This is a genomic window from Streptomyces sp. NPDC093018, assembly GCF_040684035.1.
GTDB lineage: Bacteria > Actinomycetota > Actinomycetes > Streptomycetales > Streptomycetaceae > Streptomyces > Streptomyces murinus.
This window is the reverse complement of record NZ_JBFBFF010000019.1, coordinates 122724-142396: the sequence shown is the minus strand read 5'-3', so window position 1 is coordinate 142396 and position 19673 is coordinate 122724. Positions and strand designations below refer to the sequence as shown.

The 19673-nt window shown below is 71.5% G+C and carries 20 protein-coding genes; 9 read left to right on the top strand and 11 right to left on the bottom strand.

Annotation, left to right across the window (positions count from 1 at the left end; translation table 11 throughout):
• The first annotated feature begins 101 nt into the window (after positions 1–101).
• The 6 genes from AB0N90_RS31955 (at position 102) to recX (ending at position 6719) form a co-directional block, all read left to right on the top strand.
• Positions 102–1499: a hypothetical protein gene (locus tag AB0N90_RS31955; protein ID WP_365202477.1), complete on the top strand. Its 1398-nt coding sequence runs from the start codon at positions 102–104 to the stop codon at positions 1497–1499.
• 147 nt (positions 1500–1646) lie between these two features.
• On the top strand, positions 1647–2762 hold the full coding sequence (locus AB0N90_RS31950; protein ID WP_361677592.1) for a 4-hydroxy-3-methylbut-2-enyl diphosphate reductase: 1116 nt from the start codon (positions 1647–1649) through the stop codon (positions 2760–2762).
• 155 nt (positions 2763–2917) lie between these two features.
• Complete coding sequence (locus tag AB0N90_RS31945; protein WP_365202475.1) at positions 2918–3112, top strand: DUF3046 domain-containing protein; 195 nt, start codon at positions 2918–2920, stop codon at positions 3110–3112.
• Positions 3113–3392: 280 nt separating this feature from the next.
• Positions 3393–4523 (top strand): AI-2E family transporter, encoded by a 1131-nt coding sequence (locus tag AB0N90_RS31940; RefSeq protein ID WP_365202510.1) that lies wholly within the window; start codon positions 3393–3395, stop codon positions 4521–4523.
• Between the two features lie 256 nt (positions 4524–4779).
• The gene (gene recA / locus AB0N90_RS31935) at positions 4780–5904 is read left to right on the top strand and encodes a recombinase RecA (RefSeq protein WP_365202474.1); all 1125 of its coding nucleotides are present in this window, start codon (positions 4780–4782) and stop codon (positions 5902–5904) included.
• 2 nt (positions 5905–5906) lie between these two features.
• Positions 5907–6719: a recombination regulator RecX gene (recX, locus tag AB0N90_RS31930; RefSeq protein ID WP_365202472.1), complete on the top strand. Its 813-nt coding sequence runs from the start codon at positions 5907–5909 to the stop codon at positions 6717–6719.
• Positions 6720–7117: 398 nt separating this feature from the next.
• On the opposite strand, the gene AB0N90_RS31925 is transcribed toward recX, so the two are convergent.
• From AB0N90_RS31925 to AB0N90_RS31890, 8 genes are all read right to left on the bottom strand, one after another.
• On the bottom strand, positions 7118–7537 hold the full coding sequence (locus AB0N90_RS31925) for a rhodanese-like domain-containing protein (protein WP_365202471.1): 420 nt from the start codon (positions 7535–7537) through the stop codon (positions 7118–7120).
• Positions 7534–8085, bottom strand: coding sequence for a cysteine dioxygenase (locus AB0N90_RS31920; RefSeq protein ID WP_365202469.1), 552 nt, complete (start codon positions 8083–8085; stop codon positions 7534–7536). The genes AB0N90_RS31925 and AB0N90_RS31920 overlap by 4 nt, the downstream gene beginning before the upstream one ends.
• A 64-nt stretch (positions 8086–8149) precedes the next feature.
• The gene (locus tag AB0N90_RS31915) at positions 8150–8221 is read right to left on the bottom strand and encodes a putative leader peptide (protein ID WP_309544753.1); all 72 of its coding nucleotides are present in this window, start codon (positions 8219–8221) and stop codon (positions 8150–8152) included.
• Positions 8222–9045: 824 nt separating this feature from the next.
• Positions 9046–10647 carry an FAD-dependent monooxygenase gene (locus AB0N90_RS31910; protein WP_365202467.1) on the bottom strand — a complete coding sequence of 534 codons (1602 nt, stop codon included), beginning with the start codon at positions 10645–10647 and terminating at the stop codon, positions 9046–9048.
• Positions 10648–10826: 179 nt separating this feature from the next.
• A complete protein-coding gene (locus tag AB0N90_RS31905; RefSeq protein ID WP_365202465.1) occupies positions 10827–11762 on the bottom strand; it encodes an amino acid ABC transporter permease in 936 nt (311 codons plus the stop codon).
• Positions 11759–12424 (bottom strand): amino acid ABC transporter permease, encoded by a 666-nt coding sequence (locus AB0N90_RS31900; protein WP_037663273.1) that lies wholly within the window; start codon positions 12422–12424, stop codon positions 11759–11761. Before AB0N90_RS31900 ends, AB0N90_RS31905 begins: the two co-directional genes overlap by 4 nt.
• 79 nt (positions 12425–12503) lie before the next feature.
• Entirely contained in the window at positions 12504–13337 is an 834-nt protein-coding gene (locus tag AB0N90_RS31895; protein WP_086812144.1) for a glutamate ABC transporter substrate-binding protein, read from the bottom strand.
• An 81-nt stretch (positions 13338–13418) separates the two neighbouring features.
• A complete protein-coding gene (locus tag AB0N90_RS31890) occupies positions 13419–14195 on the bottom strand; it encodes an amino acid ABC transporter ATP-binding protein (RefSeq protein ID WP_361677614.1) in 777 nt (258 codons plus the stop codon).
• 293 nt (positions 14196–14488) lie between these two features.
• Between AB0N90_RS31890 and AB0N90_RS31885 the strand changes: the two genes are divergently transcribed.
• On the top strand, positions 14489–15175 hold the full coding sequence (locus AB0N90_RS31885) for a response regulator transcription factor (protein ID WP_361677616.1): 687 nt from the start codon (positions 14489–14491) through the stop codon (positions 15173–15175).
• 9 nt (positions 15176–15184) lie between these two features.
• Positions 15185–16585 (top strand): HAMP domain-containing sensor histidine kinase, encoded by a 1401-nt coding sequence (locus AB0N90_RS31880; protein ID WP_365202462.1) that lies wholly within the window; start codon positions 15185–15187, stop codon positions 16583–16585.
• Here the strand turns inward: AB0N90_RS31880 and AB0N90_RS31875 are convergent.
• Positions 16575–17573 (bottom strand): TAXI family TRAP transporter solute-binding subunit, encoded by a 999-nt coding sequence (locus AB0N90_RS31875; RefSeq protein ID WP_365202460.1) that lies wholly within the window; start codon positions 17571–17573, stop codon positions 16575–16577. The two genes, AB0N90_RS31880 and AB0N90_RS31875, sit on opposite strands and share 11 nt — an antisense overlap.
• A 351-nt stretch (positions 17574–17924) precedes the next feature.
• Between AB0N90_RS31875 and AB0N90_RS31870 the strand changes: the two genes are divergently transcribed.
• Complete coding sequence (locus tag AB0N90_RS31870) at positions 17925–18353, top strand: MazG nucleotide pyrophosphohydrolase domain-containing protein (RefSeq protein WP_037663265.1); 429 nt, start codon at positions 17925–17927, stop codon at positions 18351–18353.
• 16 nt (positions 18354–18369) lie between these two features.
• Here AB0N90_RS31870 and AB0N90_RS31865 read toward each other — a convergent pair whose 3' ends face one another.
• Entirely contained in the window at positions 18370–18825 is a 456-nt protein-coding gene (locus AB0N90_RS31865; protein WP_365202459.1) for a PaaI family thioesterase, read from the bottom strand.
• A gap of 100 nt (positions 18826–18925) precedes the next feature.
• Positions 18926–19597: an enoyl-CoA hydratase-related protein gene (locus AB0N90_RS31860; protein WP_365202457.1), complete on the bottom strand. Its 672-nt coding sequence runs from the start codon at positions 19595–19597 to the stop codon at positions 18926–18928.
• Positions 19598–19673: the final 76 nt, after the last annotated feature.

Here is a 19673-nt window from a genome sequence, read left to right as displayed (position 1 = left end):
CGGCGCGTGAATATGGCCCCGCAAGGGCGCGAATCTGTTGAACCCGAAATGGCGTTGAACGTTCGTACTGACGACCGGTCGCTCGGGACAGGAAGAGCAATGTGCGATCGCCCCGTACTCCGAACCAGGCCCTGCGGATCCTGCTGGCCGAGGCAGGCTGGAGCGGCGCCCGGCTCGCCCGTGAGGTCAACGCCCTGGGTGCCGCCCAGGGAACCCCGTACCACTACGACCGCACCACGGTCGCCCACTGGCTGACGGGCAGCCGGCCGCGCCCTCCCGTGCCCCAACTGGTCGCGCAGGCCCTCTCACGACGCCTCGACAGGCGGGTGCGCGCGGAGGACACTGGGCTCCTCGCCCCCGGCCGGCCGAGCCCCGACGGGGAGAGCACGGGCGAAGGAGGCGCCGTGGCACGCCTGGACCGGACACTGCACGGCACCTGCCGATGCGGACTCGCCCTGGCCGACCCCTACGCTCTGCTGGCGGCGGGCGGACCGTACGAGTCCCCGCCCGCCGAATCGCGGCCCCCTGCCCCCGCGGCGGACCCGCCGACCCGTATCGGCATGAGCCAGGTGGCCTCCGCCCAGGAACTCCTGACCCTCTTCTCCCGGACGGACAGCACCTTCGGCTCCGGCGCGGTCCGCGTCCCCCTGCGCCAGTACCTGTCGACCACGCTGCTGCCTTGGCTGAGGTGCGACATGAAACCCGCCGTACGACGGGAGTTGTTCACCGTGGCCGCACAGCTCGCCTACCTGTGCGCGTTCGCCCACTTCGACATGAACCACCAGGCCGCAGCCCAGCGCCTCTACCTGACGAGCATTCAACTCGCGGGCGAGGCGGGCGATCCGATAGGGCAGGCGCTCGGTCTGCGCGGCCTGAGTGTGCAGGCGCACGCCCTGGGGCGGTTCGCGGAGGCCCAGGACCTGGCCGAGGACGCCGTACGCGTCGGCGCCCGGTACACGCCACCGCACCAGCAGGCCTTCCTCTACGGCCAGTTGGCGGTGGCGCGCGCGGGGGCCGGCGGGTCCGGGGCCATCGGCCTGCTCACCTCGGCCGAACGGTGCCTGGAGAGATCCGCGAGCGGCGCCACCTCCGTAGGCGCCTTCCACCAGGGCTCCCTCGCGCTCCAGCGGGCCGTCGTGGCCAGGAGCTCCGGCGATCTCAGCGGCGCCGTCCGGGCCCTCCAGCTGTCCCGGCGTTACCGGCCCGCCGAGGAGTGGCGTGCCGCGGCGCTGGGGGCCGCCGAACTGGCCGATACCCAGCTCTCGGCCGGCCACCTCGACCAGGCGTGCCACACCTGGCAGGACTTCCTCGACGTGTACCCGCACATCCGCAGCGCCCGCGCCGACGACCGGCTGCGCGCTCTGCACGCCTCGCTCCGGCCGCACTCGGCCCACCCCGCCGCCGCGGCGGTCCTGGCCCGCGCCCGCGCGATGCACTCCCGGGCCGACCGCGATCACCGGCACGGCAGCGACAACGACCCCTCTGGGAACGACCGTTGATCCCATAGCACGAGAACCCGCCCGGGTCCCGGCCCGACTGCTCCAGCAGAGTGAAAACGGGACCGGCGGTGGAGGGACGGACGATCCCGCCGGTTGGATGGCAGCGCCGTACCCGGTCACTCATTCCCTTCGTATGACAGCAGGAAAATGAACCGCAGCGTCCTGTCCGAAGTGTTCCGCGCCACCCTGCGCGTCCCTCCCGGCACCCTCACGGTCGCCACGTCCTTCACGCATCCCGCGCGTGGCCGGGTCGACTGCCCCGCCCATGGCCTGCTCGCCGCGCTGACCCGCAACAGCGGGCTCGCGCCGCGGAGCCGGGCCCTGCCCGCCGCGTGTCTGCACGAGCACCTGCCCGACGCCGCGACCACGGTCTTCGCCGTCACCTACGAGAGACCCGAAGGCGGCCATCACGGACTGGCCCTGGCGGCGGACGCGAAGGACTCGGCGGCGCTGGCCTTCGCGGGCCGGCAGATCGACTCCTTCCGGGCCGTGCTGCGCACCCGCCGGCTGCTGTACGTCATGGCGCCGACGACCACCGCCGACGGCCGGGCGGCCGCGGGTTCCGTGCCCGCGCAGACGGCAGCCGCCCCCTCCTGGGAGTCCTGCGGATGCCCCGCGGCCCGCGCGTGCCCCGCGACCCGGAACGCGAACAGCGCGCTGCACCGGTTCACGGACCGGGGGGACGAAGTCGTCGTCGTGGGTTCCCAGGCCGCGGGACCGCCGCCCTGGGAGGCGCGGACCACCGGGGCCGCGCCGGTCGCGGTGCGCTCACGGCAGGAGGCGGAGTCCGTCGCCGTCGGCGATCCGGACCGCCTCGCCTTCGTGGTGACACCCGGGTCCGTCGTCTCCGAGGTGGCGGCCATCCTCAAGGTGCTGCGCCGCCGCTACCCCCGGCTGCGCGGCCAGCACCCCTCGGAGTGGTGCTACACCATGGAGGACCTCCATACGGCGGTCGCCGCGGCGCTGAGCCAGTCCGACACCCTGCTGGTCGCCGGACGCCGCTCGGCCCCCGCCGTCCGTACGGCCGTCTCCCAGGCCGCCGAGGCCAAGCTGCGGGTCCATGACGTCACGACGCCGACGAGCCTGCGCCCGCAGGACATCGACGCGGCGACGATCACCCTCGTGGACGCCACGCCCGACGGACGCGGGCGGCGGGAGATCGGCCGGATCATGAACGGCCTGGGCCCCGCGAGCCATATCCGCCGCGAGGTCCGCTCCTACCCGGAACCACTCCTGGTGCCCCGCTCGTCCCCGGCGCGCTGATCGGCCGTCCGCACCGTCTCCCTCTCGCCCACCCGTCCGGGCGCGCCCGCCCTGGTTCTACGCTGCCTACGTACACGCGCTTTCCGCCCGACGTGGGCAGGCGGGGTGCGAGAGGCGGGAAACGTGCAGGTCATAGCGGGTATGGAGCGGGATTCATGCGGTTGACGGTCTTCTGGCAGCGGATGGTGGAACACTTCGGTCCTGGGTACGCCGAGACCTTCGCGCGCGATCATGTGATGTCGGAGCTGGGCGGCCGCACGGTGAACGAGGCGCTGGACGCCGGCTGGGCGGCCAAGGACGTGTGGCGCGTGGTGTGCACGGTCATGGACGTGCCGGGGGAGCGGCGCTGAGGGAGCCGCCCGGCATCGCGGTGATCGTGACTGAAATGCCCTGTATGCCCGTTGTGAAGTCGACGCTACGGCACCGATCGGTCACGAAAGCCGCAGGTGGGCGCCGCTTGTCGGTGGAGTGGGCGAGACTTGGCGCGTGGCACGCACTGACGAGGACACCGAGCAGCTGACCCGGCCCGCGGAACCGGCCGGCCCGACGGCGACGACCGACCGGCCACCGGTCGCCGACGCCGTCACGCCGGACGGCCGTACGCCGGAGGGCCGCAAGCCCGGTGGCCGCATGCCGGACGGCCGTATGCCGCGCTGGCTGCCGCGCGCCATGGTGCTCGCGCTCGCGCTGATCGCCGCCTTCCAGCTGGGCAGCTGGGCCTTCCATCAGCTCACCGGGCTGCTGATCAACATCCTGATCGCGTTCTTCCTGGCCCTGGCGGTCGAGCCCGCGGTGAGCCGGATGGCCGCCCGCGGTATGCGCAGGGGGCTCGCCACCTTCCTGGTCTTCTTCGTCCTGACCGTCGCCGCCGCGGGGTTCGTCACCCTGCTCGGGTCGATGCTGGCCGGTCAGATCATCAAGATGATCGAGGGCTTCCCGGACTACCTGGACTCGCTCATCCACTGGATCAACCAGACCTTCCACGCCAACCTCAGACGGGTCGACGTCCAGGAGGGACTGCTGCACTCCGACTGGCTGCGCAAGTACGCGCAGAACAGCGCGGCCGGTGTCCTCGACGTCTCCCAGCAGGTGCTCGGCGGCCTCTTCCAGCTGCTGACCGTGGCGCTGTTCTCGTTCTACTTCGCCGCCGACGGCCCCCGGCTGCGCCGCGCCCTGTGCTCGGTGCTGCCGCCCGCGCGCCAGTCCGAGGTGCTGCGCGCCTGGGAGATAGCCGTCGACAAGACGGGCGGCTACCTCTACTCGCGCGGCCTCATGGCGCTCGTCTCCGGCGTCGCGCACTACATCCTGCTGCAAGCCCTGGGTGTGCCGTACGCACCCGTGCTCGGCGTCTGGGTGGGGCTGGTCTCGCAGTTCATCCCCACCATCGGCACCTATCTCGCGGGCGCGCTGCCGATGCTGATCGCGTTCACCGTCGCCCCCTGGTACGCGGTGTGGGTGCTGGTCTTCGTCGTGATCTATCAACAGTTCGAGAACTACATGCTCCAGCCCAAGCTGACCGCCAAGAGCGTCGACATCCATCCCGCCGTCGCTTTCGGCTCGGTCATCGTGGGCACGGCCCTGCTGGGCGCCGTCGGTGCGCTGATCTCCATCCCCGCCGTGGCCACCCTCCAGGCGTTCCTGGGTGCCTACGTCAAGCGGTACGACGTCACCGACGACCCCCGGGTGAACGGGCATCGCGTGCGGGCTCAGGGCGGCTCCGGCATGCTCGCGCGGCTGAGGGCCGCGCGCGCTCGGCGGTAGCGGGCCCCCGGCGCTCTCCCGCACCGCGACTCTTGAAGCGACACCCCGACACGACGGGGTGTCGCTTGACACGAAAATCGAACATCCATTCTTATGAAGGCTCCGGCGAGGCTGTGGACCGGGGATTTGGTCGTGGTTCGGGTAGATATGCACCCTGGTTATCCACAGGCCGGGCCGGCGTCGGGGCGCATTGTCAGTGGCAGGCGTTAGCGTCTTTGACGTGAAGCGATCGACTCAAGCAAACCGGGTGGAACCCATGGCAGGAACCGACCGCGAGAAGGCGCTCGACGCCGCACTCGCACAGATTGAACGACAATTCGGCAAGGGCGCGGTCATGCGCATGGGCGAGCGGTCGAGGGAGCCCATCGAAGTCATCCCGACCGGCTCGACCGCGCTCGACGTGGCTCTCGGTGTCGGCGGCCTGCCGCGCGGCCGTGTCGTGGAGATCTACGGACCGGAGTCCTCCGGTAAGACGACCCTGACGCTGCACGCCGTGGCGAACGCGCAGAAGGCCGGCGGCCAGGTCGCGTTCGTGGACGCCGAGCACGCCCTCGACCCCGAGTACGCGCGCAAGCTGGGCGTCGACATCGACAACCTGATCCTGTCGCAGCCGGACAACGGCGAGCAGGCGCTGGAGATCGTGGACATGCTGGTCCGCTCCGGCGCGCTCGACCTGATCGTCATCGACTCCGTCGCCGCGCTCGTGCCGCGCGCGGAGATCGAGGGCGAGATGGGCGACAGCCACGTCGGTCTCCAGGCCCGTCTGATGAGCCAGGCGCTGCGGAAGATCACCAGCGCGCTCAACCAGTCCAAGACCACCGCCATCTTCATCAACCAGCTCCGCGAGAAGATCGGCGTCATGTTCGGCTCCCCGGAGACCACGACCGGTGGCCGGGCGCTGAAGTTCTACGCCTCGGTGCGCATCGACATCCGCCGCATCGAGACCCTGAAGGACGGCACCGAGGCGGTCGGCAACCGCACCCGCTGCAAGGTCGTCAAGAACAAGGTCGCGCCCCCCTTCAAGCAGGCCGAGTTCGACATCCTCTACGGCCAGGGCATCAGCCGCGAGGGCGGTCTGATCGACATGGGCGTGGAGCACGGCTTCGTCCGCAAGGCCGGCGCCTGGTACACGTACGAGGGCGACCAGCTCGGCCAGGGCAAGGAGAACGCGCGCAACTTCCTCAAGGACAACCCCGACCTGGCCAACGAGATCGAGAAGAAGATCAAGGAGAAGCTGGGCGTGGGTGTCCGGCCGGAGGAGCCGTCGGCCGAGCCCGGTGCGGACGCCGCGGGTGCCGCCCCGGCCGAGGACACCGCCAAGCCGGCCGCCGCCCCGGCCGCCAAGGCCACCAAGCCCAAGGCCGCCGCTGCCAAGAGCTGACCGTGACACGACGAACCGACTGGTCCGAGTACGAGCATGCCTCCCTCGGTGCCTCGCGGGGGAGGGGCACCGGGGACCACCCGGCGCATGCCCCGGGCGGTGACGACGCGTACGCGGCCGGTGGAGACGACGCATACGGGGACGGCGCCCTGCCGGGCGACGGGAGCGGTGAGCCGTACGGGGGCGGCTCGATCGGTCCCGGCTCCCGGGGCGGCCGGCGGGGCCGTCGACGGCGCGGCTTCGGGGAGCCGTCCGGTGCCGGTGAGGACGAAGACGGCCCCTCCTCGTCGAGGGCCGAGCGGGGGGAGCCTTCGGGAGACCCGGCCGAGCGGGCACGGGCGATCTGCCTGCGCCTGCTCACCGGGACCCCGCGCACGCGCAAGCAACTCGCGGACGCCCTGCGCAAGCGGGAGATCCCCGAGGACGTGGCCGAGGAGGTGCTGTCGCGGTTCGAGGAGGTCGGACTGATCGACGACGGCGCGTTCGCGGACGCCTGGGTGGAGTCCCGGCACCACGGCCGGGGGCTGGCCCGGCGGGCCCTCGCCCGGGAGCTGCGTACCAAGGGGGTCGACTCGACGCTGATCGAGGAGGCCGTCGGACAACTCGACTCCGACCAGGAGGAGGAGACCGCCCGGGAACTCGTCGCCCGCAAGCTGCGTGCCACCCGGGGCCTCGACCGCGACAAGCGCATCCGCCGCCTCGCCGGGATGCTCGCCCGCAAGGGCTATCCCGAGGGGATGTCCCTGCGCGTCGTCCGCCGGGCGTTGGAGGAGGAGGGCGAGGACGGGGACTTTCTTGAGGAGTCCGGCTTCTGACGGATTCTGACGGCGCATCGGCGGGGGAGGCCGGTGGGCGAGGGGGGACGGGGCGTTACGTCGGGCTGGGGCCGACGGATGAGTTGGTGGTGCGGTGGGCATGGTGAGAGCCCGGGCGGGCGTGCCGACGGGACGTGGTGACGAGGTGTGCCGTCCGGGGATGACGGCGATGGTTGCGGCGACTGGGCGTATTCACGGGGGGCGACGGCGGGGGGGGGCACGGCCGGGTCCAGGGCTAACGGATCGCCGCAAAGTGTCGGTCCCCCCGGATCCAGCGGCTGGAGGCACGCCACCGGAGCACTGCGCAGACCGCCCCCGCACGGCACCCGCTGAGCACGGTGGTGGCCACCGCCGTGCCGCTCCTGGCCGTCGCCGTCGCCGTCGTCGCGAGCGCGCGGTCAGGGTCGGGCCCCCGACGGGGTTACCGGCAGGCCGGTGGAGCGCCAGGACTGGAAGCCGCCGATCAGGTCGGTGGCCCGGTGGAGGCCGAGTTGGTGGAGGGAGACGGCGGCCAGGGAGGAGGCGTAGCCCTCGTTGCAGATCAGCACGATGCGCAGGTCGTGGCCGGTGGCCTCGGGGAGGCGGTGGCTGCCCTGGGGGTCCAGGCGCCATTCCAGCTCGTTGCGCTCGATGACGACGGCGCCGGGGATCAGGCCGTCCCGCTCGCGCAGGGCCGCGTACCGGATGTCGACCAGCAGGGCCTCACCGGTGCGCGCCGTGTCATACGCCTCCCGGGCCTCGACGCGCCGGTAGCCGGTGCGGACCCGCTCCAGCAACTCGTCGATGCCGACCGGGTGTTGGTGTGGGGCGGCGCTCACTGCCAGTCCTCCGGGCGTTCGACCTGCTCCAGGCGCAGCACCTGGCCCGAGCGACTGTAGCGGCGGATACGGGGGAGCGGTGGGTGGTAGGCGTGGACGGAGATCGCGTGTCGGTCGGGGGACTCGTTGAGGACCTCGTGCACATGGTGGCGGCCGAAGGCGCGGCCCTGTCCTGCGGGCAGCAGGCGCTCGCGGTCGACGCCCTCGGTGAGTTCCAGCGTCTTCCAGCCGTCGGTGGGCAGCCGGGCGGCGAGCGAGTTCTCCTTGAGCTCGCCGGAGGCGGTGAGGAAGGCGCCGACGGACTCGGCGTGGTCGTGCCAGCCGGTGCCGGTACCGGGTGGCCAGCCGATCAGCCAGGCCTCGCTGCCGCCGGGACCCTCCAGCCGCACCCAGGTGCGGCCCTCCGGATCCAGCGGGAGAGAGGCGAGCAGCCCGGCGTCGGCCGCCGTGCGCCGTACGAATGCGAGGAGGTCCGCCTGGGTCGGCGCGGAGCCGGTGGCGGGAGACGCCGAAGCAGCCGTCGAGGGGGACGAGAGGGACACGTGCACCGTCCTGAAGAGGGTTCGCGGAACGGGCGCACGGCGGCGCCCGGGGAAAAGAGGGGATGCGAATTCAGCAGGACGGCCGACACACACAGCCCGCGTAGCGGACGAGGTCCATATGGACCCTCCGCCACAGGCGCACACAGGTGTCGGTCACGACGGGAGTACAGCACGTCGGCGAAAAGGCGGTCAACAGACGGTCACGATGTGGACGGAGGGTGACGGCGCGCGAGGGAGTGAGGGGGAGTGAGGGGAGCGGGAGCGCATGGGGCTCAGGTGCCGTGCACGCCCCGAGTGCGCGTCCTGTGCGCGCCCCAGGCCGGCACCTCGGCCAACATGCCTCGGGCTGGCCCTGGCCAACGCCCCCCGGGCTGCGCCTCAACACCTCGAAACGCACCCACCCCCACGAGCTCCGGGAGCATACGGCTCCTTGTGGGCCCCTCTCAGGACCCAGGCCACCATGAGACGCCTTGGCCCCACGGGGCCCGGGAACCTCCGCCACCCATGAGCCCCACGGCACCTCGCGAGTAACCCGCCCCCACGCCCGTCATGCCACCTCGCGAGCAGCCTGCTCCCCACGCCCGTCCGGCCACCTTCCGGCCCCGCGAGCGCCCCGGCGGTCCCGCGCTCCGCGTGCCCCAGAACCGGCGTGTCCCAGAACCGGCGCGCTCCGACCGACGCGCCCCGCGAGCTCCATCCCCGTGCGCCCGCGAACTTTCCGGCCCCCATCGAGCGCCCAGAGTCCGCACCCCCTCCCGGGGAACTCTCCGGCCCCGCGAGCGCCCCCGATCCCCGTCCCCCGCGTGCCCAGACCCGAGGCCCCCTGGCCAACGCCCCCGGCCCCACCTCAGCGCCCGGAGCCTACGTGCCCCCGCCAGCCGAGGGCCCCGTACCCCGTGAACCTTCCCGCCCCCAACGAGCACCCCAGAGCCTCCCTCACCGGGAGTCCCCTCCCCACCGCGGACGTCAACGCACCCCCGCCTCTACCCCCGCCCCTTCCTCCACCGCTCCCCCCACCGTCGCCTCCGCCGCCGCGTACAGGTCGGCGGGGCGGACGCCGGTCAGGGCGGTGACAAGGTGGCCGTCGGGGCGCACCAGCAGGACGCTGTGTGCCGGGGCGCCCGGGTACGACTCGGCGACCAGCAGCTCGGCCGGGTGCGGCAGGGCCGTCACCGCGGCGGCCAGACGGGGCATCACGCCCGCGGAGACCCAGTGCTTGCGGTCCCAGACGCCGGTGCCGGGGGCGATCAGCAGGACGAGCAGCGTGCCGCGGCCGAGGCGGTCGCGGAGGCGGACGAAGGAGCCGTCCTCCGCCGTGACTTGGACATCGGTCACCGGGGCGCCGCGCGGGGTGTCGACGGGGATCTCGCCCTGGAGGTGGCGGGGCGCGAGCGGGGAGGCGGTGTACGCGCCCGGCGCGCCGAGCGTCCCGCGGCCCAGATGGCCGTCGGCGAGCAGGGCGTCATGGCCGCGGGCCGTGCCCGGGACGATGTGCCGCAGTCCGCCCCCGCCGCGCAGCCCCGGCAGCGCCTGGTCGGTGGCGCGCAGCCGGGCGGCGACCACCGCGCGCCGCTCCGCCTGGTAGCTGTCGAGCAGCGCTTCATGTGGCCCGTGGTGCCAGGCGGAGGCCAGCTTCCAGGCGAGGTTGTCGGCGTCCCGCAGCCCCTCGTCGAGACCCTGTGTGCCCAGCGCGCCCAGCAGATGCGCCGCGTCGCCCGCGAGGAAGACGCGGCCGTCGCGCCACCGCCGGGCCAGCCGGTGGTGCACGGTGTGGACGCCGGTGTCGAGCAGGTCGTACGCCGGTGTGGAACCGTCGGTCCAGCCCGCGAGGGTCTCGCGGATCCGGGCCACCAGCAGTTCGGGCGTGACGAGGTCCTTGCCGGGCGGCAGCAGCCAGTCCAGCCGCCAGGCGTTGTCCGGCAGGGGGCGGGCGGTCACCTCCCCGGCGAAGGGTCCGGACGACCGCCATGGCGGCATCCGGTGCAGCAACGCCTGGTCCGCCCAGGGGAGTTCCGCGCGCAGCGCGGCGACCGCGTGCCGCTCCACCGCCGTACGGCCGGGAAAGCGAATGTCCTGGAGCTTGCGCACGGTCGAGCGGGTGCCGTCGCAGCCCGCCAGGTAACTCCCGCGCCAATAGGTGCCGTTGGGGCCCCGGGTGTGCGCGGTGACGCCGGAGGGCTCCTGCTCGATCGCGTCCAGGCGGCTGTCGGCGGCGATCTCCACCAGCGGCTGACCGGCGGCGGCCGCCCGCAGCAGGCCCGAGACCACATGCTGGGCGATGTGCACCGGGGCGGGCTCGTCCGGGGCGAAGGCGATCTCGCTCACCACCTGGCGGCGGCGCATCGAGCGCCAGCCGGCCCAGCGCACGCCGTGGTGGCCGAGGTCCGTCCCGGTCAGCCCTGCCAGCAGCGCGGCCGTGTCGGGGCGCAGTACGACCGTGCGTGCCGGGCGGGGTTCCTCCTTGCCGGGACCCTCGTCCAGGACGACGGTCGGCACCTCCTGGCGGGCCAGCGCCAGGGCGAGCGTGAGCCCGACGGGCCCCGCTCCGACGATGATCACCGGGTCCACGGCGCGGCGCCCCCTGTCCGCGGCGATGCCTCGACGGCAGTGGGTGAACAGCAAGGTGAGGCCGGGTGCACGATCACAGAACGTATGCAACCCATTGGGGGAGTATGCGTCAAGTGACCCTCGGGGGCAGTGGCGATCATGCCACTGCCCCCGGCCGAATCGTGCGACTTAAATGATCGTCACTTCTTGGTGTCGTTGATGTCAGCGATGCCGGAGAGAGAGCCGGCCGGACCCGCGCCGGTCGCCGCCGTCCCCGCGATGTCCGTCACGTCCTGCGCGCCCAGCACCGCGCCGGTCGACTTCTTGCCCCGCCGCAGCCGGCCCTCCAGCCAGTGTGCGAAGGAGGTCAGCGAGAAGTTGATGAGCACGTAGATCACGGCCACCACGGTGAGCGAGGCGATGAAGTTGCCGTAGTAGCCGCTCATCGTGTTGGCCGAGGCCAGCAGTTCGGGGAAGGTGAGGACCGCGCCACCGAGGGCGGTGTCCTTCACGATGACCACCAGCTGGCTGACGATCGCCGGGAGCATCACGGTGACCGACTGCGGCAGCAGCACCAGCCGCATCAGCTGGCCCTTGCGCAGACCGATCGCCAGGGCCGCCTCGGACTGGCCCTTGGGCAGCGAGAGGATGCCCGCGCGGACGATCTCCGCGAGCACCGACGCGTTGTACAGCACCAGTCCGGTGACGACCGCGTAGAACGGCCGGTCGTCCGAACTGACATCGGTGTACTGGGCGAAGAGCGCGAGACCGAAGATCATCAGCACCAGTACGGGGATCGCGCGGAAGAACTCGACCAGGACCGCGGCGATCACGCGCACCCAGGCGTGGTCCGAGAGCCGTGCGATGCCGAGGACCGCGCCCAGCGGAAGCGCGATGACCATCGCGAGCGCCGCCGCCTCCAGGGTCTTCTGAAGGCCCGGCCAGATGTACGTGGTGTACGCCTCGGAGCCGGAGAAGAAGGGCTTCCACAGGGCCCAGTCCAGCTGGCCTTTGTCGCTGAGGGCGCTGTAAACCCACCAGAGGAGGGCCGCGAGGACGACCAGGAAGGCCGCCGTGTACAGGACGTTGCGCCGCTTGGCGCGGGGCCCCGGAGCGTCGTACAGGACGGAAGTCATCGCTTCACCGCCACCTTCTTGCCCACCCAGCCGAGGATCAGGCCGGTCGGCAGGGTCAGGCAGACGAAGCCGAAGGCGATGACCGCCGAGATCGACATCAGCTGCGCCTCGTTCTCGATCATCTTCTTCATCAGCAGGGCCGCCTCCGCCACATTGATCGCGGCGGCCACCGTCGTGTTCTTCGTCAGCGCGATCAGTACGTTGGTCAGCGGTCCGACGGTCGCGCGGAAGGCCTGCGGGAGCACGACCAGGCCCAGCACCTGGGAGAAGCTGAGACCGATGGCCCGTGCCGCCTCGGCCTGGCCGACCGGCACCGTGTTGATGCCGGCCCGGATCGCCTCGCACACGAAGGCCGAGGTGTAGACGATCAGACCGAGCACGGCCAGCCGGAAGTTGATCGCGTCGAAGCCCTTGGCGCCCAGACTGATGCCCAGCGTCTGGTTCAGACCGAGCGAGGAGAACAGAATGATCACCGTGAGCGGGATGTTCCGCACGATGTTCACATAGGCGGTGGCGAAACCGCGCATCAGCGGTACCGGGCCCACCCGCATGGCGGCCAGCAGGGTGCCCCAGACCAGGGAGCCCACGGCCGACAGCAGGGTGAGCTGCACCGTCGTCCAGAAGGCGCCCAGTACGTCGTAATGTCCAAGAAAGTCGAACACGATCTCCCGCGCTTCCGCGTGTAGGGATGCCCACGGTGCGCCGCCCTCGTCAAAGGCGGCGCACCGGCAGGGCGTTGCCTCAGCTCTTGACGTCGCCGATCTTCGGCGCGGGCTCGTTCTTGTAGTCGGCCGGACCGAAGTTCTTCTTCACGGCCGCGGCCCAGGAGCCGTCGGAGACCATCGACTCCAGGGCCGTGTTGATCTTCGCCTTGAGGTCGCTGCCCTTCTTGACGCCGATGCCGTAGTTCTCGTTGGTCATCTTGAAGTTGCCGAGCTTGAACTTGCCCTTGAACTGGGCCTGGGCGGCGTAACCGGCGAGGATCGAGTCGTCCGTGGTGAGCGCGTCGATGGCGCCGCTCTGGAGACCGGAGAGGCACGCCGAGTAGGTCGGGTACGTGACGAGGTCGGTCTTGAGGTTCAGCTTGGCCTTGAGGTTCTGGGCCGAGGTCGAGCCGGAGACCGAACACAGCTTCTTGCCGTTCAGGTCCTTCGGCGCCTTGATGGCCGTCTCGTCGGCGCGCAGCAGCACGTCCTGGTGGGCCAGCAGGTACGGGCCGGCGAAGTCGACCTTCTGCTCGCGCTCCGGGGTGATCGAGTACGTGGCGGCGATGAACTGGACGTCACCGCGCTGGAGCATGGTCTCGCGGTCGGCGCTCTTCGACTCCTTCCACTCGATCTGGTCCGAGCCGTAGCCGAGCTTCTTGGCGACATAGGTGGCCACGTCGACATCGAAACCCGCGTAGCCCTGCGGCGTTTTCTGGCCGAGGCCGGGCTGGTCGAACTTGATGCCGATGGCGATCTTCTTGCCACCGGAGGACCCGTTGTCGTCCTTCTTGTCGCCGCCGCACGCGGTGGCGGCGAGGCTGAGGGCGAGCACGGCGGCCGAGGCGGCGGTGACCTTGCGGAGCTGCATGCTGAACATCCTTCGAAGTGGTGCGGGACGAGGCCCGTCGGGAGAAATCGATTCAGGCGTCTGCGACGGCCGCCCGCGGCCTCAGTGGTGCAGGATCTTGGACAGGAAGTCCTTGGCCCGGTCGCTGCGCGGGTTGCTGAAGAACTGGTCGGGCGCGGCCTGTTCGACGATCCGGCCGTCCGCCATGAAGACCACCCGGTTGGCGGCCGAGCGCGCGAAGCCCATCTCATGGGTGACGACGATCATCGTCATGCCCTCGCGCGCCAGCTGCCGCATGACGTCCAGGACCTCATTGATCATCTCGGGGTCGAGGGCCGAGGTCGGCTCGTCGAAGAGCATGACCTTCGGGTTCATCGCCAGCGCCCGGGCGATGGCGACACGCTGCTGCTGGCCGCCGGACAGCTGGGCCGGGTACTTGTCCGCCTGGGTGCCCACGCCGACCCGGTCGAGCAGGGCCCGCGCCTTCTCCTCGGCCTGCTTCTTGTCGGCCTTGCGGACCTTGATCTGGCCCAGCATGACATTCTCGAGCACGGTCTTGTGCGCGAAGAGGTTGAAGGACTGGAAGACCATCCCGACGTCGGCGCGCAGCCGCGCCAGCTCCCGGCCCTCGTGCGGCAGGGGCTTGCCGTCGATCGTGATGGTGCCCGAGTCGATCGTCTCCAGGCGGTTGATGGTGCGGCACAGGGTCGACTTGCCGGACCCGGAGGGCCCGATGACGACCACGACCTCGCCGCGGTCGATCGTCAGGTCGATGTCCTGGAGCACGTGCAACGCGCCGAAGTGCTTGTTGACGCTCTTCAGGACGACCAGTTCGTCGGAAGCGGCCCTGTCGTCCTTGGCCACCGATACTTCGGTCATCGCTTCACGGCTCCGTCCTCCTCGGTTTCGGAGGACAGTAATGACGGGCTGTGACCTGCGTCATCACATCTGAGGGAGATCTGAGCATCACGATCCGGTAGCCGCCGTACACAAGTCGTAGCGACACCCGTCAGGATGCGTATCGGCCGCATAACGGAAGCGACGGGCAACCGGAAGCCACTTGACGGCGTCCTGCTCCATCGGCGTCACTGCCATGGTGCACGCGCGCGGGCACATGATCTGCAAGGCGGATGAACAATGTCCGTACGACCACTGAACCGGAGGGGGCCGGAATGAGACTGCTGCTCGTCGAGGACGACAACCATGTCGCCGCGGCCCTGTCCGCCGTGCTGACCAGGCATGGATTCGACGTCACCCATGCGCGCAACGGCGAGGAGGCCCTGCGCGCGCTCGTCCCCGAGAGCGACGGCTTCGGCGTGGTCCTGCTCGACCTGGGCCTGCCCGACCAGGACGGCTACGAGGTCTGCGGCAAGATCCGCAAGCGCACCAGCACCCCCGTGATCATGGTCACCGCCCGCTCCGACGTCCGCTCCCGCATCCACGGGCTCAACCTGGGCGCCGACGACTACGTGGTGAAGCCGTACGACACCGGCGAACTGCTCGCCCGGATCCACGCCGTCAGCCGGCGCACCGCCCACGAGGAGTCCGCCCAGACCGCCGAGGGCCTGCTGCACCTCGGCCCGATGCGGATCGAACTGCCCACCCGCCAGGTCAGCGTGGACGGCTCCGTCGTCCAGCTCACCCGCAAGGAGTTCGACCTGCTGGCGCTGCTCGCCCAGCGCCCCGGTGTGGTGTTCCGGCGGGAGCAGATCATCAGCGAGGTGTGGCAGACCAGTTGGGAGGGCACCGGACGCACCCTGGAGGTGCATGTCGCCTCCCTGCGCGCCAAGCTGCGCCTGCCCGCGCTCATCGAGACCGTCCGCGGCGTCGGCTACCGGCTCGTCGCCCCGGCCGCCTAGCGGGGCCGGGTGCGCACACGGCTGCTGCCGCTGCTCATCGTCCTGATGGCGGCCGTACTCCTCGCCCTCGGCGTCCCGCTCGCCGTCAGCATGGCCGCCTCCGAGCAACAGCGGGTCGTGGTCGACCGGATCGACGACACGGCACGCTTCGCCGCGCTCGCCCAGTTCGTCACCGAGGGCCCCGGCGGCTCCCGGCGCACCGGCACGGACGAGCGCTGGGAGACCCTGCGCAGCGAACTCGACAGCTACTACGACGTCTACGGCATTCGCGCCGGCGTCTTCTACCGCAACGGCTCCGCCATGGCCAACGCGCCCGGCGACTGGTTCGTACCGCGATCGGGGGAGGTCCGGGAAGCGTTCGACGAGGCGCTGCTCAGCCGGCGCAGCCACGACCCCCGGCAGGCGTGGCCCTGGCAGCACAGCCGGCTGGTGGTCGCCTCACCGGTGATCCGGGACGGGGACGTGATCGCGGTCGTCGTCACCGACTCGCCCACCGGGCCGCTGCGGCTGCGGATCCTGCACGGCTGGCTGCTCATCGGGGCCGGTGAGATCGCCGCCATGCTGCTCGCCGTCGGCGCGGCACTGCGGCTGACCGGCTGGGTGCTGCGGCCGGTCCGGATCCTGGACGCCACCACCCACGACATCGCCACCGGGCGCCTGAAGTCCCGGGTCGCGGCCGCCGGCGGGCCCCCCGAACTCCGGCGCCTGGCCCACTCGTTCAACGAGATGGCGGACCATGTCCAGGAGGTGCTGGAACAGCAGCGCGCCTTCGTCGCGGACGCCTCCCACCAGCTGCGCAACCCGCTGTCCGCGCTGCTGCTGCGCATCGAACTCCTCGCGCTCGAACTCCCGGAGGACAACGAGGAGATCGCCTCGGTGCGCACCGAGGGCAAGCGCCTCGCCCACGTCCTGGACGACCTGCTCGACCTGGCGCTCGCCGAGCACGCCGAGGCCGATCTGAGCCTGACCGACATAGGCGCCCTCACGGAGGAACGGCTGGCCGCCTGGACACCGGCCGCCGAGGCCCAGGGGGTCCGGCTGACCGGCGACTGCCCGGCCACCACCGGCTGGGCCGACCCGATCACCCTGTCCAGCGCACTGGACGCGGTGATCGACAACGCGGTGAAGTTCACCCCCGAGGGCGGCGCCGTCGAGGTCTCCGTCTCCTTCGAGGGGGACACCTCCAGGGTCGTCGTCACCGACACCGGGCCCGGCCTCACTGAGGAGGAACTCGCGCGCGTGGGTGACCGTTTCTGGCGCAGCGGCCGCCATCAGAACGTCAAGGGATCCGGGCTCGGCCTGTCCATCACCCGCGCCCTCCTGGAGGCGGGCGGCGGCTCGATAGCGTACGGCCCGCACGAGCCGCGGGGGCTGCGGGTGACGGTGTCGGTGCCGAGGTTCAGGGCTTGACCGAGCGGTAGTAGCGGCGGGCGCCCTCCTGGAGCGGGAGGGGGTCGGTGTAGATGGCGGTGCGCAGGTCGACCAGCTGTGCGGAGTGGACATGGGCGCCGATGCCGTCGCGGCTCTTGATCACGGTGCGGGTCACCCACTCGGTGAGCCGGGGGTCCATGTCCGCGCGGGTCATCAGCAGGTTGGACACCGCGATCGTCGGCACCTCGACGCCGTGCTGGATGCCGGGGTACGCCGACTCGGGCATGTTGGTGGCCCGGTAGTAGCGCGTCTCCTCGCCCTGCGCGTGCAGCTCGGTGACGAGGTCGGCGTCGATCGGGATGAACCGGAAGGCGCCCTTCTTCCCCGGTGTCACCAACCCCTTGGTGGGCAGGCCGCCGGACCAGAAGAACGCGTCGATCCCGCCCTGCTCCAGCCGGTCGGGTCCGGTGTCTATGCCGTCGGCCGCGGGGGTGATGTCCGTCCGCGGATCGATGCCGGCGGCCCGCAGCACCCGGTCGGCGATCAGCTTCACCCCCGAGTTGGGCAGCCCGGTCGCGACCCGCTTGTGCCGCAGGTCGTCGATGTCGTGGATGTCCGAGTCGCTGCGTACGACGAGATGCACGTAGTCGTCGTAGAGCCGGGCCACCCCGCGCAGCTTCCCGGCGCCGCTGCCGTGCCCGAGCTCGTACGTCTGCACCGCGTCGGCCGCCGCGATGGTGAAGTCGGCCTTCCCGGTCGCCACCCGCCGCACGTTCTCCTGGGAGCCCGCGCTGTTGAGGAGCTTCACCTTCAGACCGGGCATGTCCTTGGCCAACTCGGTGCGCAGCCGCTCGCCGTACTCCTGGTAGACGCCCTTGGGCGTGCCGGTGCTGAAGACGATCGTCCCGCTCGGCGGCCTCTCGCCCAGCGGCAGCAGCCACCACGCCAGCAGACCGAGGACGACGACACCGGCGGCCGCGACGGGCACGGCCCGGCGTCTGCCGATACGGGGGAACAGCTTGGACATGCGGCGATCCTGCCAGGCGGGGTACGACGCTGACCAGGGCCGGGGCTGTGAGCTGGGACGCGGGCGGGGCCGGGAGGCCGGACGGGAGACCGCATACGGGCGGGGTGCGCGGCGGTACGGGTGCGGGGTGCGCGGTGGTACGGGGGGCGTGCGGTGGTACGGGGGTGGGGGGTGCGGCGATACGAGGGCGGGGTGCCCGGCGGACCGGTCCGCGTCCGGAAGGCGGTCCGCGACCGGAGGGCGGTCGGTGACCGGACGGTGGCCATGACCGGGCGGCGGCCGGAAGACGGTCCGTGGCCGGGTGGCGGTCGGGCGGCGGGCGTTGTCGGTGGTGGCCGTTAGAGTCGACGCATGAGCACTTCGCCCGTCGATCTCGTCCGTGAGTTCCACCGCGCCTTCGGCCTCGATGCCCGCAGCACCCCCACCGAGGTCTCTCCCGAACTGGCCGCCCACCGCTGGGACATGCTCGCCGAGGAGGCCGCCGAGGTCGGCGAGGTCTCGGTCGAGGGCCCGCTGGACAAACTGGCACACGAACTGGCGGACGTGGTGTACGTGGCGTACGGCACCGCCCTGGTCCACGGCATCGACCTGGACCAGGTGATCGCCGAGATCCACCGCGCCAACATGAGCAAGATCGGCCCCGACGGACAGATCAGCCGCCGCGCCGACGGCAAGGTCCTCAAGGGCGAGCACTACCGGGCGCCGGACGTGTCCTCGGTCCTGCGCCGCCAGGGCTGGATACCGGCGGCGCAGGACGGTGCCGTGGAGACGGGCGCCTAGGGCCTCTCGTTCGACCCTAGGCGGCCGTGCCGAGGACGATGCACGTCGTGGTGGCGTGGGCGATCAGCTTGCCCTGCTCGTCCAGCACCTTCCCCTCGGCGGTCGCGGTGCGGCGGCCGGCGTGGATGACGGTGCCCTCGGCCGTCAGGGTCTGTCCGTCGGTGCGGGCCGCGCGGATGTAGTTGACCTTCAGTTCGAGGGTGGTGTAACCCACCCCGGCGGGCAGCGTGGTGTGGACGGCGCAGCCCATGGCGGAGTCCAGGAGGGTCGCGGCGATGCCGCCGTGGACGGTGCCGAGGGGGTTGGCGAAGTCGGGGCGGGTGTCGAGGGAGACGACGACCCGGCCGTGCTCGACCTCGTCGAAGCGCATGCCGAGCAGCCGGCCGATGGAGGGGATGTCGGCGGGGCGCTCGCTCTGCACCCAGCGCATCAGTTCCAGGCCGGTCATGGCGGCGAAGTCGACGGTGGTCACGGGCGGTTCTCCTTGGCTGGTGTCGTCGCGGACACCCCGGGCGAGATGGCTCCGGGGCGCGCGGTGGAGCGGTCGAAGGGGCGGGGACCGGCCGCGGAGGTCAGCCCAGCGGGGCCACGGTGTCGCGCAGGGCGGCGAGGACGGGGGCGTACATACGGGCCTTGATGGTGCCGAGGGTGTCGCCGGCCTTGGCGGCCTGGCCCTGGGCGGTCTCGATGGCCGTGGAGAGCACCGCGTCCTCGGCGACCGCCCGGTCCACGATGCCGGCGGCAGCGGCGTCCAGGCCGCCGTAGCGGCGGGCGGTGACCATGGATTCGTGGGCGGTCGGGGGCGCCAGCCGGGACTGGATGAGGGCGGACATCCCGGGGGTGAAGGGGATGTTGATGTCCGCCTCGGGCAGGCACCAGAAGCCGCGGTCGGCGCGCATGACGCGCAGGTCGTGGGTGAGGGAGAGCATCGCGCCCGCGGCGAAGGTGTGCCCCTGGAGCGCGGCCACGGTGACGATCGGCAGCGACAGCATCCGCGCGAACAGCCGGTGCACGGAGACGACGTACTCCTGATGCCGGTCGGCGTGCGCGAGCAGCCAGTCCAGGTCGAGCCCGTTGGACCAGAACTTGCCCGTGGCCGCGGTGACCAGGGCGCGCGGCCCCTCCGCCTTCTCCACCTCCGTCAACGCGGCGTCGACGGCGGTGAGCCAGTCGGGGTGGAAGCGGTTCTCTCCGTCTCCGAGGTCGAGGACGAAGACGTTGTCCTGACGGTCGAGCGAGGGCATGACGACTCCTTCTGACTGAACGGCCGTACTGCTGAAGGGGGTTGGCACCTTGGGCGCACGCGGAGCCGGCCGGGAT